Genomic DNA, 16,779 nt, shown 5'->3' with positions numbered 1-16,779 from the left:
AAGTCCCGACGCGCCCCTGCGCGCGACAAGTTCAACCCGGCCGCCCCGCCGCAGCTGCCGGCGGCGAGCGCCCTGGCCATGGCCGCGGCCTGCGCCGCCGTGGGCGCGCCGACGCCGCCGCAGATCCTGGCGCAGGTCGAGGCCGCCGGCGGCCAGGCCGTCCAGGCCGCCCCGTCCGAACAAGCGGCGCCCGCCGCATCCCCCGAAACCCCGCCGAGCGCCCCTGCGGCCTCGGAAGCCACGGAGGCCTGACATGGCCGATCGCAAGCTGCTCCTGATCAAGACCGAAGACACCTATGGCGACGACGCCGGGGCCGCTGCGGCCAATACCGTCTGGGCCGAAGAGGTCGCCTATCGCCCCATGGGCGAGGTGGTCTCCGGCACGCCGGCCAAGCCTGGCCTCGGGGCCACCCGCGGCTTCGTCTATGGCGAGCATGGCGAGCTGACCTTCTCGGTTCCCCTGGGCGGCGCGGCCGAGGCCGGTGTGGCTCCCAAGTGGGGCATGCTGCTCAAGGCGTGCGGCTATGCCGAGACCATCGTCGCCGACACCTCGGTGACCTACGCCCTGGCGGCGGCCCCGTCGCTCAGCCCCTCTGACTCAATCGTCTGGCGGGAAGGCCGCCGCCTGCACAAGCTGGTGGGCGCCCGGGGCCGCGTCGGCTTCAGCTTCGAGGAGGGCCAACGCCCGCGCATGAATGTGACTATGCGCGGCCTGTTGATCCCGGTGGCCGATGGCGCGGTGCTGGCCCCGGCCGACGCCAACTTCGCCGGCTGGCTCGATGTCGGCCCCGTCTCGCAAGGCCGCACCACCTTCTCGATCGGCGGCGCCCAGCCGCCCCTGCGCAGCCTCACGCTGGAGCAGAGCGACAACCTGGTGTTCAGCGATCGACCCAACCAGAAGTCTGTCGAGCTGGTAGGCGAGCGCAGCTTCACCGGCCGGCTGCGGGTGGGTTCGCTGCTGCCCAGCGTGCTGAACTTCGAGGCCCTTCGCCTGGCCAACACGCTCTCGAACCTGGCGCTCGTCCACAACAACGTCGCCGGCCAGATCCTGACCCTGAACGTCAAGGCCGAGAACGGCATGCCGACCTATTCGGACGATCGGGGCCTGGACGTCACCGAGGTCGATCTGATGCCCAAGCCGTCGGGCCTGGCCGTCGATGATGAGGTCTCTCTGGTCCTGACCTGAGGCCCGCCGCCTCGCCCAGTTCGGGGCGCGCGGGGCCTTACGCTCCGCGCGCTCTTTGCCCGCCAACCTCAAGCCCCGCAGGGAGACCATGATCCATGGGTGCGAAATTCGATTTCAAGAGCCTCGGGCAGCCGCTCGAGGTGGACTGGCCTGTGGTCGTGAAGACACCGCAGGACGGTGGGACCTTCGAGGAAGCCACCTTCACCGGCCGCTTCCGGATTCTCGGCAAGGCCGAGGTCGAGGCGATGATGGAGGAACTCAACGGAGGCCTGGTCAAAGACCCCTACGCCTGGATCAACGCCTACTGGATCGGCCTGGGCAAGGACGAGTCCGAAACCCTCACCGCCGAGATGCGGGAAGAGATGCTCAGCCGCAACTATATCCGCGAGGGCATCATCGCGGCCTACCAGGCCTGCGCCAGGACCGCGCCGACAAAAAACTGAGCGAGGCGGCCCGGTTGATCGCCACCGGCCGCCGGGCCGCCGCGGAGCTGACCCCCGAAGAGGTTGAGGACTTCGACGCCGACCTCGAAGCCTTCGGCGTCACGCTGGACCAGCGCGCCCTGGCGAGGGCGGAGTTCTCCGCCATGGCCGCGCCGGAAGAGCCCTTCGTGATCTTCCCGGCCAATGTGCTGGCGGTGCGGTTGTTCATGGCGCTGGCCACCCAGTGGCGCATCACCAGCCTCTCGACCATGAGCAGCGCCCAACTGATCCAGACCGGCCTGGACTACCAGGTGGTCGAGACCACGGCCCGGCTGTCGGGCCTGGGCGAGATCGCCCCTGACGACTTCGGCCGCCTGCAGATCATGGAGGCCGAAGCCCTGGCGGCCTGGCGCGAAGACCGGGCGGCGCGGCGATGAGCGAGCTGCGCGCCCGCCTCCGGATCGATGGCGACGCCCGCGGCGCGGTGCAGGCGGCGCAGGCGGCCGATCGCGCCCTCGAGGGCGTGGGCGCCAAGGGCCGCGTCGCGCAAGGGGGGCTGAATAGCGCGGCCTCCGGCGCCGATCAGTTCGGACGATCGGCCGGCGGCGCCCGCACGGCGGCGACCGGCCTGGCCACGGCGCTGGCCGCCGTGGGCTTCCGCGAGATCGCTCAGAACATGACCGACGCGGCGCTTAAGGCCCAGGGCTTCCAGACCGGCCTGTCGGCCGTCGCCGGTGGCGCGTCCGGGGCTGCGGCCGAGACCGGATTCCTGCGGGTGGAATCGGAACGTCTGGGCCTGGTGGTCAACGACCAAGTCGGGCGCTTCATGTCCCTGGCCGGGGCCACGAACGGCACGGCCCTGGCCGGCGAGGAGACCCGCGAGATCTGGCTGGGCCTGGTGGAAGCCGGGGTGGCGCTGAACCGTTCGGCCGAGCAGCAAGGTCGCGCCATGGAGGCGGTCAGCCAGATCGCGTCCAAGGGCGTGGTGGCCATGGAAGAGGTCCGCGGCCAGCTGGCCGAGGCTATCCCCGGCGCGACCCAGATCGCCGCCCGGGCCATGGGCATGACCTCGGGCGCCTTCATCGAGCTGGTGTCGTCAGGCAAGCTGCTGGCCGAGGACTTTCTGCCGAAGTTCGCGCAGCAGCTGCGCAGCGAGTTCGGGCCGGCGATCGACGCCCAGATGATCACGCCGCTCGGCCAGGCGCGTCGGGAAATGGCCGCGACGGCCACTGGCATTTTCGACCTCAACGCGGCCGCCGGCGAGGGCTTCCTCTCGGCCGCCGTCGAGGGCATGGCCGCCTTCAACGACGAGATCCAGGACCCGGAGACGCTGGAAGCCGCCCGCGCGCTGGGCGAGACCATGGGCGCGGCCTTCGGCACGGCCGCAGAGGCCGCCGCCTTCCTGGTGGACCATATCGAGCTGGTCGGCGCGGCCGCCGGCGCCCTGACCACAGTGGCCCTGGCCCGGTACCTGGCGGGGGTCACCACCGGCGCCCTGGCCAGCGTCGGCGCCCTGCGCGCCAAGGCCCTGGCCACCCAGGCCGCTGCGGCGGCGAATGTCGCGGCCATCCAGGCGGAAATCAGCGCCTCGGCCGCCATGGTGGCCAGCACGACCCAGACCCAGCGCCTGGCGGCGGCGAAACTGGAGCTGGCCGCCGCCAACCACGCCGCCGCGCCGGCTATCCTGGGGATGAAGTCGGCCGCCAGTGGGCTTCTGGGGCTGCTGGGAGGGCCGTGGGGCGTCGCCTTCGCCGCAGCCGGCGGCGCGGTCTGGCTGCTGACCGACCACCTGGCCAAGGCGCGAAGCGAGGGGTTGGCCTTCGAGGAACGTTCGAGGCAGATCGCCCAGGCCCTGGCCGAGGCCGAAGCGGCCGGCGTCAGTGCGGCGGACGCCATGGCGGGTCTGGCGACCGAAGCCGGCCAGGCGGTCAAGCCGTCCGACGATCTGGCCTATTCCCTGGCCGGCCTCGGGGACAAGTTCGCCTATGTGGCGGCCCAGGCGAAGACCGCTCAGGTCAACACGCTGCTGGCCCGCCACGCCATGGCTCAGGCCGACGTGGCCGACCTCGAGAAGGAGGCCGAGCGCACCCGCAGCCGGTCCATGAGCCTGCTGGCCGCCAGCGCTGGCGAGGCTGGCCTGCCGGCGGACATCGCCGCGGAAGCCCGCGCCTCCATGGTGGATGATCCGGCCGTGGCGGCCCTGGACGCCAAGCTGGCCCAGCGACGGGATGAAGCGGCTCGATTGGCCGCGGCGGCTCAGGGGGCCATGGCGACGCCGGCGGCGGCCTTTGCGACCGCCGAAGCCCATAGCACGGTCGCCCAGGCGGCCGATGATCGGGCGAAGAAGACCGACGCCGCCCGCGAGGCCGAACGCCGCCTGGCGCGGGCGCAAGACCTGACCCAGCGCATGACATTGGACATCCAGCTGCTGCAGGAACGGGCGGTCGCGGCCGTCCAGGGCGAGGCGGCCCTGGAAGCCCTGGCCGTGCGCGAGGCCGGCCTGAACGTGCTGCGCGACCTGGGCGTCGTCAGCCTGGGCGAGCTGACCGGCGCCGAGCGGGAGGCCGCCGCCGCCGCCATCGCCGCGGCCGAGGCCCGGGAGCGGGAAGCCATCGCCACCGACAAGGTGGTGCGAGTCGCCGGCGCCACCCGGGATCTAGACCGTCGCATCGCCGCCGAACGGGCGCGCACCGCGGCCATCGAGGGCGGCATCGGCGCCATGCTGGCCTGGGAGAAGGAAGAATTCGTCCGCCAGGTGCTGGAGCGCGAAGGCGCCACCCTGACGGCCGAGCAGATCGCCCTGCTGCGGGAGAAGGCCGAGCTGCTCTACGACACCCAGGTGCTGGGTGACCTAGCGGCGGCCAATGATGAGCGCCAGCGCGAGCTGGACCTGGCGCGGATGACCAACCGTGAACGGGAGATCGAGCAGCGGGCGCTGGAAATCCGCCGCCGCAACCAGATCGAATTCAATGGCCTCACCGAGGATGAAGCCCAGCTGCGCGCAAAGATCCTCGCGCTTCGAGAACTCGAAGAGGATGAGGCAGCCAGGGCCATCGGCTCGCTGCGGGAGGGCCTTAGGCAGGCCTTCATCGAGTCGGGCGAACTCGGCTTCGACCAGGTGGCCGACTATGCCGAGCGACGCCTACGCGAGGCGGTCTTCGACGCTCTCCTGGCTGAGCCGATCAAGGTAATGATCGAGGCAGTGGTGGGGGAGGTCACCGGCCTGTCGCAGGCGATCGGCGGCCTCAAGGGCTCCAAGCTAGGCCTTCTGCTCGGCAACACCATGATCGGCCAATCCCTTGGCTCCGCCATCGGCCAGTCCATGGGGCTCGGCAGCGGCAACCAGAACCTAGACCTCGGGCTCTCCACGGCGGGCGCGATGGCGGGCAGCGCTGTCGCCGGCAGCATGGCGGGCGGCTGGCTTGGCGCGGGCGCCGCCAACCTCGCAACCTCACTCGGGGCCAGCACGGCGATGGCCGCCGGCGTCGGCTCGCTGATGATGAGCGCGGCCGTGCTCGGGCCGCTGGGCGCCATCGCCGGCCTGGCCCTGGGCTCGCTCTTCAAGGACGATAAGCGGCCCTATGCCCGGGCCGACATCGGCGTGGTGAACGGCCAGTTTGCGGTGACCGGCGGCCAGGAGCTGGACAACGGCCCGCTGTCGGAGATGAGCCAGGCGGCCGGGGCGATCAGCCAGAGCCTCAATGCGGCGGCCGAGCTCTTCAAGCTGGACCTGACCAAGTTCGATGGCCCGACCTCGATCGGCTACGTCCAGGGCAAGAATACGGGCGCGCTGGGCCAAGGCTATTTCGGCGGCGACGGCGGCGGCTTCAGCACCGGCGCCCAGTTCTTTGGCCACCAAGATCCGGAGACCCTGGCGGCCGAGATCGTGCGGGCCACCATCATCCGGGCGATCGAGGCCGGCGCCTCGGACCTGTCCGAGGCTGAGAAGCGGGTCGTTCTTCAGGCGCAGAACCTTGAAGAGGCGGCCAACAAGATCGCGCTCGGCCGCAGCCTGGTCGAGACGATTGACGAAGCCATCCTGCAGATCACCGACCCGGCCGCCTTCGAGCGCAAGAAGGCGCTGGAAGCGATCGAGGAGAGCTACCAGGCGCTGAAGACCCAGGCCGAGGAGCTAGTGGCCGCCGGCCTGGTTTCGGGCGACGTGCTGGGCAAGCTCGAGGATCTGCGCGACCTGCAGATCGACGCAGCCCTGAAACGCCTTGGCGAGGCCGCCGACTCCGCCAGTGACGCCCTGGAGCGCGCAGCGGGCCTGCAGGGCTCGATCCAGACCCGTATCCTCGAGCTGGTCGATCCTCAGGCCGCCCGGGCGAGCAAGGTCGAGGCGGAAATCGCCGCCATGCGCGCCCAGGCTGAGGCGCTGATCGCCGAGGGGGCCATGAGCCCCGATGTCCTTCAGCAGCTTGAAGTCCTGCGCCAGCTCGAACTGGCCAACGCGTTCGGCGAACTCGACGCCGCGCTCGGCCGGACCACGGACGCCTTCGCCCAGCTGCGCCCGCGCCTGCAGCAATGGCTGGACCAGCTGGGCATGTCGGCCTCGGCCGAGCTGTCGCCCCAGGCCCAGCGGGACGAGGCCTTGCGCCAGTACCAGCAGGTGGTCGCCGCCGCCCGCGGCGGGGATGCGGACGCGGCCTCGAACTACACCGCCTATGCCGACCGGCTGCTCTCGGCCGACCGGGACGCGACCCTGTCGGCCCAGGACCGCCTGGCGCTCTACAACCAGGTCCGCGCCGATGGCGAAGCCCTGATGGGCATGAGCGGGGCCGCCGCCGCCAGCGGCCCACGCACCGCCATCGCCGGCATGGAGCAGCTGCAGACGCTGCTGACCCAGATCTCTTTCAACACCGCCCCCCTGGCGCTGAGCGCGGCCAACGACGCGACGGCCCAGCCGGTCAATCTGGTCAACCTGCCGGCCCTGGGCAGCCTCTATGCCGACGCCCTGTCGCCGCAGACTGATCGGCACCTGGCGGCCCTGGCCGAGTTGCGTGGCGCGATCGTCGATGTGCTCGACCGCCATCACGGCGTGCTCACAGCCAATATGCAGGCCCTTCGAGCCGCCGCCGAAGCCTTGCCCGCGGCCCTGGACGAGGGCCTGGCCGGGGTTCAGGCGGCGGTGGGCGGCCTGGTCTCCCAGACCGCCGAGTTGGCGGATGAAACGCGACTGGGCAACGCCCATCTGCGCGCGGTGATGTACCGATGAGCCGCCGCGACGCCATCCTGGTCGAGGCGGACCTGATCTCGGCCGAGGGCCAGGCCCGGACCCTGCGCTTCGCCGATCGGGCGGTGCGGCCGTTCCCGCCGGGCGACAGCCTGAGGGCCAATGCGGCCTGGGATGACCGACTGATCGAGGCGCCCACCCTGCGCCGCGCCCTGTTCGAGGATCTCGCCAGTCTGGCCCCGGGGCTGGGCGTGGGCGTCATGACCCTGGCCAACGGTGACCGTCGCCTTGATCCCTACAGCGCCTATAGCTGGGGCCAGGTGCGCGTCTGGCGCTGGCCGATCGGCGCAGACTTCGCCGCCGCCACGCTGGTGTTCACCGGCGAGGCCTTGCCGCCGGCCTTCGGCCTGTCCTCGACCGCGCCCTCGCGGGTGCGGCTGGGTCTGATCGACGCACGCTCGGAACTGGACCGGCCCGCCCAGAGCCAGACCTATGCGGGGACCAACGGCGAGGCCGGCGTGCTTTATGAGGGCGAGGCCGGCGGCCTGAAGGGCCGCACCAAGCCCCTGGCCTTCGGCGATCTCACCGGCGCCCATCTGCCCAGCGCCCAGGTCAATGCCGGCGCCGGCGTCCACCAGCTCCATGACGGCCCCGTGGCTGGAGACGAGTTGGTCTTCGACCGCGGCGGCCCTGCCGGATACCTGGACGAGGGCGATCTGTCAGGCGGCGCCTTCGACGCCGCGCTGCCGGCGGCGGCGAGCTATGTCACCGACCATGGCCGCGGCCTCCTGAAGCTCAACGGCGAGCCGGTGGGCATGCTGACCTTCGGCCTGAAGGGCGACGCGGCAGGCGGCTATGTGGAGACCGCCGGCCCCATCCTGGCCCGCATTCTGGCGCGCTCCGGCGTGCCCGCCCACCGGATTGGCGACAGCATTACGGGTCTGAGCTCGAACGCCGTCCTTGGCCTCTGGGACGGCCAGGGAGAGAGCGCTGCGACCCTGGCCGCCCTGGTGGCCCGCAGCGCGCTTGCGGCCCTGCTGCCCGATCGGGCCGGCGTCTGGCAGGCGATCAGCTTTGGCCCGCCAGCCGAGGTCGAGGCCCTGACCATTGGCCCCGACCAGGTGGTGGCCATCTCGGCCGACGACTCCGCGCCGCTGCCGGCGGCCGAGGTCAAGGTCGGTTGGGGACGGGTCTACACGACCCTGGACGCCAGCGACCTCGCGCCGTCCCTGCGCAACACGCCCACGGCCGAGGCCTTGGCCCAGGACTATCGCTGGGCGATCGCCATCGACCCCGAGGTGAAGGCCCGCCGGCCGGCCACCTGGCGCTCCGCCGAGGTGATGACCGCCCTGCGCCACGAAGCCGACGCCGAGGCGCTGGCCGCAGCCCTCCTGGCCCTGTTTGGGGCGCGACCCGATGGGCGAGCGCGTCGGCAGTTCCGCGTGGTCCTGGACATCTCCGAGGCCATCCTGGCCACGCCGCTGGGAACGACAGTGCGGCTGGCGCTGCCGGACATGGGCCTGGACGAGCGGATGGTGCTGATCGCCGAGGAGCCGTTCCGGCCGAGCCGCGACCGGATCACCTGGACGGTGTGGGGCTGAGATGGCGCAAACGACAGGGGCTCTAGGCAAGTTCTGCGACACCAACCTGGCCCGCGCCGCCGTCCTCGAGGGCGGGCGCTGGTCGACCGATTTTCCGCTGCCCAACATGCAGACCGAAGAGGCCTTCATCGCCGCTCCGGCGCGGCAGATGGAGGTGGACGATCTCCAGGCCTGCCAGTTCACCGCCGCCCTGACCTCGGCGCGGATTGTCAGCCTGGTGGGAGTGATGTTCCACACGCTCAGCCTGACCGCCCGCTATCGCCTGACCGTGCGTGCGCCCGGCGGGACCTGGGAAGAACCCGTGCTGCAGACCGCCTGGACCGACGTCTATGGCCGGCTGTTCGACTCGGTGTCTCTCGACTGGGAAGCCTCCAACTGGTGGACCGGCCAGATCACCGAGGATGAGATCGACCTCTTCCAGCGCCATCTCTGGATCACCCCGCCGGCGGTCCTGGGCGAGGCGCTGCGGCTTGAGTTCGACGACGTCACCAACCCCGCCGGCTTCTTCGACATCGGCGGCCTGTTCATCGGCTCCACCTGGTCGCCCACCTTCAACTTCAGCCGCGGTCGCTCGCTCTCGCTGATCACCCGCGACCAGATCGAGGAGGGCCCGTCTGGCCGGCTGTTTGGCGAAAGCCGCACCCCGCGCCGCCAGTTGAGCGTGGACTACAGCGGCCTGAGCACGCCCGAGGCCTATCGCTGGTTCGACGCCGGCGCCCGGGCGCGGACCACCGGCCTCGTGATCTTCATGCCCGACAGCGACCACGAGCCCACCCGGGTGCGCGAGACCTTCCCGGCCGTGTTCGAGCGGCCGCCAGCGCCCCGCTTCACCTATGAGCACGCCCATCAGGTGGCGGGCGTCTTCAAGGAAATCCTCGCATGAGCACCCCGCTCGAGCGCCTGGCCGGCGGCTACTACAATTCCGGCCTGATCTCGCCCGCCAATCCCGGCGGCCTGGCCGGCAACGGCCATGTGACCAACTTCCCCGCCGCCCTGGACGATGTGGGCGCGGTGGCCGCCGGCATCGCCGGCGCCGTGAACCTGGTCCTGTCGGTCGAGCCGAACGCTCAGGCCGCACGCGACGCCCGGGACGCGGCGATCGCGGCTGCCGGCGAGGCCGCTGGCTTCGCCGCCTCCATCGATCCGGCCCGCCTCGACCATCTCGACCACCAGTTCGACTTCCTCTTCTGCCTCGCCCAATCCTGAAGGCCGACCCCATGCTGCAGTTCAACAAGATCCCCTATCCGCAGAAGCTGGTGACCCGGTTCGCCGTCTGCACCGCCGCCAAGGTCACCGAGAACGACCTCACCAACGCCGTGCTCCTCTACACGGTCCCGGCCGGCGCGCCGGCCCTGCTGACGCGGTTGATGGCCTCGCCCAATGACGACGTCACGGCCAGCCGCCTGAAGCTCTATGTCTGCAAGGCCGCCGCGCCGACGGTCCCCTACCTGGTCATGCCGGCCCTGATGACCGCCGCCGCGGTCAACGAGACGAGCGCGGTGGCGCCCACCGAGTTCAACATCGACGAAGAGCGCCCCGTCACCCTCGAGGGCGGCGATCTTGTCTATGTGGCCTCCGGCGTCGGCCTGGCCGTCGGCATCGTCTTCCACGGGGTCTTCCAGCTCTTCGAAGTCGTGCCGGCCTGATGCGCGTCATCCCCACATCCCGGCGCACGGGCCGGATCAACCCTGGGCCTCAGGCGGCGGCGCCTGTCCCGCGCCTCCTGGCGCGGCAGTGGTGGTTTGGCGGACCGGCGAACGAAGCCGTCGATCTTACCTACACGCCGCCCATTCCGCCGGGCTCCAGGTGGTGTGACGTGCGCGCGATCGGGCCGGGCGGCCCAGCGCGGCGCCACCCCGATGACAGCTCGATCGCTTGGTATGGCTCGGGTGGCTGCTATGCCCGGAGGCTGTCGCCCGTGCGGCGAGGCCAGTTTCTGCAGCTCTTGCTAGGGGTCCCAAGGGTTCACGGTGACTCAGCGACACCGCAGCCGGCTGCTGCGAGTCTCGATGGGGTGGTGATCTGCCGCGCCGCCGGCGGCGTTTCCGCCTCAGTCGGCGCCCATGCGCCCGCCCCGCTGGCCAGCGACTGCATCGGAGACATCATCCGTGCCGGCGGCCCCGGTGGGGTGAGCGCTTATACGGGCGGCCGCCCCGGTGGCGATCTTGACGACGCCGACAGTCTGCGCCTGGGCGGCGTGTCCCGGCGAGGCGCGGATCTGGCGCGCCCGGTCGCCTTGGGCAACCAGCCTGTGTTCGCCGACTACGGCTCGGGCGGGGTCGCGGGCCTGAACACCGCCGGAAGCAACGCCTGGTGGCCACAGCCCGCCTCAGGTGGGAACGACGCCCATGGCGGCGCGAGCGTCATCGTCCTCGAATTCTATGATCGGAGGCCCCGCTAATGGGCGTTGCGCGCAGGCCCCAGGCCTATCTCGTCCTGACCTCAGCCGGCTGGGCGGACTCCGTCGAGTTCTATCTGGGCGACATCGAGACCCCCGACAACGTGAGCGTCATGGAGCTTCGGCTGATGCTGAAGCCGCCGCACGTCGCGGCCATCGACCTGTCCGACTACCTGTCGGTGGATGGACACGTCGTCACCTGGACCATTCCGGAGGCGGTCACGGAGACCTGGAACCCCGGCGAGGCGGCGATCGAGCTCAATGTCCGGCCTGAAGGCGACCTGATCGATCGCCACACCTTCCTGGCCACGGCCAAGATCCAGCGGGGGCTCTGATCATGGCGACACAGGTCATCGTCACGACCACGCCGGGCCAGATGGTGGCTGAAGGCCGCACCATCGTCATCACCGGCGTTGAGGGGCCGCAGGGCCATTCGTCGGGCAGCGTGGATGGACCCAGCGGGGCGGTGGACGGCCACGTGGCGGTCTTCGACGGCGCCCTGGGGACCCGCATCCGGGACGGCGGCTACGTGCCGGAGAGCACCGCCAACAAGGGCGTCGCCGGCGGTTATGCGGCCCTGGGTTCGGACGGCAAGGTCCCCACCAGCCAGCTGCCGGCCTCGGTCCTGGGCGGGCTGAACTACCAAGGCCCCTGGGATGCGGCCGCCAACCTGCCGGCCCTCCCGGCCGCTGCGGCCGGCAACAAGGGCCACTACTACAAGGTGGCCACCGCCGGCGGGACCGTAATCGACGGGACCGGCGACTGGCAGATGGGCGACTGGATCGTCTCCAACGGCCTGGCCTGGGACAAGATCGACAACACCGACCAGGTCGTCTCCGTGGTCGGCCTGCAGGGCGCGATCAGCCGCGCGGCCCTGAAGGTGGCGCTGGCCTACGACAAGGCCGACGTCGGCTTGGCCAACGCCAACAACACCGCCGACCTGGACAAGCCGGTCTCCAACGCCGTGCGGGCCGAGCTGGACGTGCTCTCGGCTCTCTTCCAGGAGGCGACGGCGACGACCCTGGACCTGGAAGAGGTGGAAATCTCGGCCCGCGCCCACATCCTGTCGGCCGCCGATGATCGCAAGCTTCTGGTCTTCACCCATGACGAGCGGGCGGTCTGTTACGTGGACACCCTGCCGCCGGGCTTCACCTGCGGCGTGCTGATGGCGGGCGAGGCGCCCGTCCAGGTCCGTCCCGGCCTCGGTCAGGCCGTCGCGCCAGATGACCTGCTGGTGCTCACCAGCCGCTATCGGTTCGGCGTCATCCGCCGGCTGACCGCCAGCATCGCTGTGCTCCATGGCGGCGAGGCCGGGCTGCCGGCCGACCCCATCGAACGCGCTCTTTTCACCACGGTCGAGGCCTCAGGCCTGGCCGCCCTTCTGCTGCTCTGACGGAGATATCCTCGTGTCCTTTTTGTCCATGCTCGGCCTCTTCGGCGAACAGAAGGTGGCCTCCAACCTCGGCCCCGATAACGTCCACCGGCCGGTCCACCACTCCGAAATCATCGTGCTGCAGGCCATGCTGACCCGGCCGGCCGACACCACGAACTACGCCGCCGGCGACGCGATCGGCGAGGCAGGCAATGTCGTCTTCGAGTTCAACTTCGGCGCTCTGGGCCTGCCCGCAGGCTTCATCACTCACGCCCGTCTGATCCGGGAAGACACGGCGGCCACCGCCCCGCGGTTCGTGGCCCATATCCATGACGCCTTGCCGGCGACGCTGCCCGTCGGCGACAACGCCGCCCACCCGCTGCTCTGGGCCAACCGCGCCTCCCGGCGGGGGCTGATCGACTTCGCCGCCGCCCGCGCCAGCGATGCAGCGGGCGGGACCTGCCTCGAGTATGGCGGGGTCCTCTCAACTTCCACCGGCGGCATTCCGTTCGTGGCGGCAGACGGAAGGGTGCGGGCCGTACTCACCACGCGCGACGCCTTCACCCCGGGCTCGGCCAAGGGCTATCTGCTCGAGCTCGGGGCCGTGGCCTGATGGCGATCCAGGGCGCCATGGCCGCGGCTCAGAGGCGGTTCGATCCATATCCCCAGTTCGACCTGGCCCTGGACTTCAAGGGCATGGCGCTGCCGGGCCGCCCGATCTTCAAGCACCGGGGGGTGATCAGCGAGCGGGTGAGCGATCTTCCCGGCTGGTCATACTCCCGGCCAGGGGTCGACCTGATTGTGCCCGCGGCGGGCGGTTGGGACGCCTTCGCGCAAAATGAGCCGCCGATCGTGGCCGGCTATGGCCTGGAAAGTGCGGACGGCACCACGAACAAGGCCATCGGCCGAAACGCTGTGATGACGCCAGTCGCTCCTCTGGCGGCGGATGCCTTCAACTCAGCTGCGCCAGACATGGCGTGCAGCGGCGAGGCCGGTGCCCTCTTCAGCATTGAAGACTTCCGAGCCGACATCGCGGCTGATCCGCGGCTCGAGCGCCTGCTGAGGCGAGGCAAGATCAACGGCTACGTCCTGGTGATAGACAATCAGTCCGCCAGCAACGCCTGGGTCCGGCCAGCCGGCCAAGTGGGAAACACCAACGTCCACGCGGCATCCGTCGTCTGCAAGGTCCTGGTGGCTGGCGCGGTGGGCCTGCCGAACGTCGGACTCAACACTGTGACGACGGCGACCCACCCGGGCGGAGCGGGCTGGATCTGGTTCGGTGGAGCCGGGGTTCCGCCGTCGACCTCGTCTCGAATCCAGCTGGCCGTGCGCCCAGGCGGCAAGGCGGCCTTCCTGCTCTGGCAGCCGGAGGAGAAGCCCTACGTCACCCCGCCGGTGATTGTGGACGGGGCGCTGGCCTCGCGAGGGGCGGGCTTGGCCGCGCTGACCAACCTTGGCGGCCTGCTGGCCAAGCCGCACACCATCGTCGTGCGCGCCAAGGGGCCGACCGCCAATGGCGTGTCTCGCACCCTCTGGCAGACTGACGATGGGACCACGAACGCAGTGTCCATTCGAACCGCGCGAGGCTCTGGCGACAACCTTCTGACGACGAACTCGGCGGGTGCGAACCTCACTTACATTGGAGCAGGCGTCGGGATGGGCGAGCTTGATATTCGGCTCGCAGTTGAGGTCTCGGAGACGGCCCTGCGCGGAAACTATAACGGTGGGGAAGAACGCTCGGCTGAAGACACGACTGTCTTGGCCAATCTCTCCCGCCTGTCCATCGCCAGCAGCGGAGCCGGCACCAGTCACCTGCTGGGCTCTGTTGAATTTATCGGCGTCATGGCTCGTGGCGCCCGAGATCCCGAACGAAGGACCCTGGCGGCATGATCACCTACACCGATGCTCATGGGCAGATGTGGACCCTGAATCTGGCCGCCTGCGTGCCCGTCCACCTGATCGATGAAGCGGGCGAACCCCTCGAGGGCGCCCGCCTCGACGTCTGCGGCCAAGCCTTGGCCGCCAATCCCGGCCTCTATGCTCTTTGGGCCAACCCCGGGACCATCCTGCATCATTTCGGCGCGGGAAAGCGCAGCCTCCTGGCGGCTGACTGGGCGGCCTATTTCACCGCGGCGCCGCCTGTCGGCGACCGGTGGGACGTCTGGCGGCCGGTCGAACCGGAGGAGGTGGCGTGAACGCGGCCGCGACCCTGATGGCGCTAGCCTGCCTGGCGGCGTGCGGTCCCATGCCGCCCCGCCCGGCCGAACCCATGCCTGATGGCCCGGCGGCCACGCCACCGGCCGGCTGGGTGGACCTTTGCGCGCGCGAGCCCGAGGCGCCCCGATGCTGACCCTGGGCGAAGCCGGCTGGGCCGAGATCGCGGCGGTCAACACCGAGGTGAACCGCAGGCCTTATCGGGTCGATCTGGACCTCTATGGCAAGCCAGATCACTGGACGCCGATCGGCCCCGCAGGCGGCGACTGCGAGGACTACGCCCTACGCAAGCAGGCCGAGCTGCTGGCCAAGGGCTGGCCCCTGCGCGCCCTGCGGCTGGCCACCTGCTGGGTGGAGACCGGCGGCTATCACGCCGTCCTGACGGTCGATACCGACCGCGGGACCTACGTCCTCGACAACCGCCACCCTGAGCCCATGCCCTGGGACCTGCTCACCCGGCTGGGCTACCGCTGGGATCGCCGGCAGGCGGCTGAGGGGCGGGGCTGGGTGAAGGTGGCGCAGGTTCAGCGACGTGCGTAAGCCTGGGCCGCGCACGGCCTGCGGGGTGCCCTTCTGCAGGCGGACAACGCACGGCCGCTGGCGCTGGTGGCTCTGCCCAGATCATTGGCGGGCGGTGCCCATGTGGCGAAAGGCGCGCATCCGCAAGACCTGGTCGGCGCTCTTCAAGGCCGGAGACGCCGACAAGGATGAACGCGCGAGATGGCCGACCACCCCGCGGGGCGAGCGCATTTGCCGTCTGATCGGTGTCACCGCTGTGAAGGCGGCCAGCCGCCGGGCGACCGGGCTCTAACCGGTGCGGCCCTGGCGGGCCTGTGGACATTTTCCCGTTGAGGTGGTTCGTTAACTTTTAGTCGCCCGTCAAGGGCGCGAAGGAGGCAACGAATGGGACAAGCTCTGAATCTGCCCGCCCACCTGATCGATGGACACCTCGTCACCGTGAGCCCGATCAACGGAGGCTGGTGCGTCGCCAGCACGTTCGCCGGTCAACCCCTCGTGTTCTTCTCGGGCGCCGAGGCCGAGGCGAGCGCTCGCCGGCTGGCGATCACGCTGGCGCAATGCGGTGAGGACGCCCACGTCATAATCCATGACCGGCGCAACGTGCAGGTGGGGACCGTCCACTATTTCGGGGCGCCGAGCGATGACCTCGAGGGCGCGCCCGCTCCCATCTAGGGCCGAGGTGATCATCACCAGCCGCCTGGCGGCGGGGTCAGCCGGGCCATGAGGTCGCGGCGTCGATCGCCCAGGCAATTAGGGTCCGGACGCCTTCCCGGGCGGCCGTGCGGGCCAAGAGGCTGGCCGCCTGGCGGAGGAGGTCCGCGACCATGTGCGACGGGTGGTCCCGATTTTTTGAGTGGAGCACCATAAATCTCCAATTGAGAGGGAGCCCAATCGTCGGCTTATGGATGGGGGTCGTCATCGATCTGCTGTCGGGAAACCCCGCTAACCGACAGCGGCCGGCCGGCCAGACTGGAATTCTCATCCGACAGGAGGAAAACATGGCTGAGACGTCCAAGGGCTTCGTGCCGATCTACGGGACGGTAGAGGGCGACGGCCGCGTCGTGCTCACCCGGCCACTGCCGAAACCCGCAGCCAAGCCCAAGCCACCGAAGGCCTGAACCCATGCGGACTATCGCTCATTGTCGGGAACACGGCCTGGGCCTCGGCGCGGGCTGCGCCGGGTGTCGAGCGCAGGTCGAACTGCCTTTGAGCGGGGTTTGCAGGGCCTTCAACGACTGGACGGTCGAGGCCCTGGAGCGGGCCGGCTTCTTCCGCTGCGCGGCCTGCGGTCACCGGTTGGGGGTCTGGATCATCGGCAGCTACTGGGGCCACCCGCGCGCCCTGGAGTCTTGGAACCCTGATAGGGGCCACTGCCTGCCCACATCCATCCACGGCCTGAGGTGTTGATCACCCCCACCGCACCCCGCTATCGAGGCGGCGCTGAATTAAAAGCGACTCCAGAACCAAGTGTCCGCCGCTCCGAAACCAAGTGTCCCGCTACAGGCTCGACGGCCCCTCGGTGGCCCTGTCGCCAACCGAGACCCTGACCCTGGGCCTGGTCTTCCACGAATTGGTGACGAACGCCGCCAAGTACGGCGCACTCTCCCTCTCGGAAGGCTGCGTGCGCGTCGAGTGGACGTTGAGCAACGAAGACGGCCGTTTGCGCCTCGACCTCGTATGGCGCGAGGAGGGAGGGCCCCCGGTGTCGCCCCCGCTCCGGCAGGGTTTTGGCTCACGCCTGATCGAGCGAAGTCTTCAGGGCGACATCGACGGCGAAGCGCGCCTGGAGTTCGCAGAAAGCGGTCTTCGCTGCCATCTGCGATTGACGCTGCAAGAAGCCTCAGGCGCCGAGGCGGCCGCCTGAGGCGGTCGCAACACGGCCTGATCCTGC

19 protein-coding genes and 1 pseudogene are annotated in these 16,779 nt (G+C 70.1%); all 20 read left to right on the top strand.

Going from position 1 to position 16,779, the window contains the following annotated elements; all coding sequences use genetic code 11:
- Positions 1-252: pseudogene (locus Q8L83_RS09085) on the top strand (hypothetical protein); the annotation flags it as partial.
- 1 nt (position 253) lies between these two features.
- Positions 254-1,186: a hypothetical protein gene (locus Q8L83_RS09080; protein WP_305286181.1), complete on the top strand. Its 933-nt coding sequence runs from the start codon at positions 254-256 to the stop codon at positions 1,184-1,186.
- Between the two features lie 95 nt (positions 1,187-1,281).
- Entirely contained in the window at positions 1,282-1,629 is a 348-nt protein-coding gene (locus Q8L83_RS09075; protein ID WP_305286180.1) for a hypothetical protein, read from the top strand.
- 14 nt (positions 1,630-1,643) lie between these two features.
- Positions 1,644-2,045: a DUF1799 domain-containing protein gene (locus tag Q8L83_RS09070; protein ID WP_305286179.1), complete on the top strand. Its 402-nt coding sequence runs from the start codon at positions 1,644-1,646 to the stop codon at positions 2,043-2,045.
- Positions 2,042-6,826 (top strand): tape measure protein, encoded by a 4,785-nt coding sequence (locus Q8L83_RS09065; protein ID WP_305286178.1) that lies wholly within the window; start codon positions 2,042-2,044, stop codon positions 6,824-6,826. Before Q8L83_RS09070 ends, Q8L83_RS09065 begins: the two co-directional genes overlap by 4 nt.
- Positions 6,823-8,385: a hypothetical protein gene (locus Q8L83_RS09060; RefSeq protein ID WP_305286177.1), complete on the top strand. Its 1,563-nt coding sequence runs from the start codon at positions 6,823-6,825 to the stop codon at positions 8,383-8,385. The genes Q8L83_RS09065 and Q8L83_RS09060 overlap by 4 nt, the downstream gene beginning before the upstream one ends.
- 1 nt (position 8,386) lies before the next feature.
- Positions 8,387-9,268, top strand: coding sequence for a hypothetical protein (locus Q8L83_RS09055; RefSeq protein WP_305286176.1), 882 nt, complete (start codon positions 8,387-8,389; stop codon positions 9,266-9,268).
- Positions 9,265-9,591 carry a hypothetical protein gene (locus Q8L83_RS09050; protein ID WP_305286175.1) on the top strand — a complete coding sequence of 109 codons (327 nt, stop codon included), beginning with the start codon at positions 9,265-9,267 and terminating at the stop codon, positions 9,589-9,591. The genes Q8L83_RS09055 and Q8L83_RS09050 overlap by 4 nt, the downstream gene beginning before the upstream one ends.
- A gap of 11 nt (positions 9,592-9,602) precedes the next feature.
- Complete coding sequence (locus tag Q8L83_RS09045; RefSeq protein ID WP_305286173.1) at positions 9,603-10,031, top strand: hypothetical protein; 429 nt, start codon at positions 9,603-9,605, stop codon at positions 10,029-10,031.
- A gap of 371 nt (positions 10,032-10,402) precedes the next feature.
- On the top strand, positions 10,403-10,786 hold the full coding sequence (locus Q8L83_RS09040; RefSeq protein WP_305286172.1) for a hypothetical protein: 384 nt from the start codon (positions 10,403-10,405) through the stop codon (positions 10,784-10,786).
- A complete protein-coding gene (locus Q8L83_RS09035) occupies positions 10,786-11,118 on the top strand; it encodes a hypothetical protein (RefSeq protein ID WP_305286170.1) in 333 nt (110 codons plus the stop codon). Before Q8L83_RS09040 ends, Q8L83_RS09035 begins: the two co-directional genes overlap by 1 nt.
- Before the next feature lie 2 nt (positions 11,119-11,120).
- Positions 11,121-12,176: a hypothetical protein gene (locus tag Q8L83_RS09030; RefSeq protein ID WP_305286168.1), complete on the top strand. Its 1,056-nt coding sequence runs from the start codon at positions 11,121-11,123 to the stop codon at positions 12,174-12,176.
- A gap of 13 nt (positions 12,177-12,189) precedes the next feature.
- A complete protein-coding gene (locus Q8L83_RS09025; RefSeq protein WP_305286166.1) occupies positions 12,190-12,768 on the top strand; it encodes a hypothetical protein in 579 nt (192 codons plus the stop codon).
- Positions 12,768-14,045, top strand: coding sequence for a hypothetical protein (locus Q8L83_RS09020; protein ID WP_305286164.1), 1,278 nt, complete (start codon positions 12,768-12,770; stop codon positions 14,043-14,045). Before Q8L83_RS09025 ends, Q8L83_RS09020 begins: the two co-directional genes overlap by 1 nt.
- Complete coding sequence (locus Q8L83_RS09015; RefSeq protein WP_305286162.1) at positions 14,042-14,350, top strand: hypothetical protein; 309 nt, start codon at positions 14,042-14,044, stop codon at positions 14,348-14,350. Before Q8L83_RS09020 ends, Q8L83_RS09015 begins: the two co-directional genes overlap by 4 nt.
- A 148-nt stretch (positions 14,351-14,498) precedes the next feature.
- The gene (locus Q8L83_RS09010; protein ID WP_305286160.1) at positions 14,499-14,909 is read left to right on the top strand and encodes a transglutaminase-like cysteine peptidase; all 411 of its coding nucleotides are present in this window, start codon (positions 14,499-14,501) and stop codon (positions 14,907-14,909) included.
- A 100-nt stretch (positions 14,910-15,009) separates the two neighbouring features.
- Positions 15,010-15,180 (top strand): hypothetical protein, encoded by a 171-nt coding sequence (locus tag Q8L83_RS09005; protein WP_305286158.1) that lies wholly within the window; start codon positions 15,010-15,012, stop codon positions 15,178-15,180.
- Positions 15,181-15,272: 92 nt separating this feature from the next.
- On the top strand, positions 15,273-15,560 hold the full coding sequence (locus Q8L83_RS09000) for a hypothetical protein (protein ID WP_305286156.1): 288 nt from the start codon (positions 15,273-15,275) through the stop codon (positions 15,558-15,560).
- 534 nt (positions 15,561-16,094) lie between these two features.
- Positions 16,095-16,295, top strand: a complete 201-nt coding sequence (locus Q8L83_RS08995) for a hypothetical protein (RefSeq protein WP_305286154.1) — start codon at positions 16,095-16,097, stop codon at positions 16,293-16,295.
- Between the two features lie 82 nt (positions 16,296-16,377).
- Positions 16,378-16,752 carry a sensor histidine kinase gene (locus Q8L83_RS08990; RefSeq protein ID WP_305286152.1) on the top strand — a complete coding sequence of 125 codons (375 nt, stop codon included), beginning with the start codon at positions 16,378-16,380 and terminating at the stop codon, positions 16,750-16,752.
- Positions 16,753-16,779: the final 27 nt, after the last annotated feature.

Origin of the sequence: Phenylobacterium sp. (assembly GCF_030680185.1) — a bacterium.
GTDB lineage: Bacteria > Pseudomonadota > Alphaproteobacteria > Caulobacterales > Caulobacteraceae > Phenylobacterium.
This window is presented reverse-complemented; position numbering and strand designations above follow the sequence as displayed.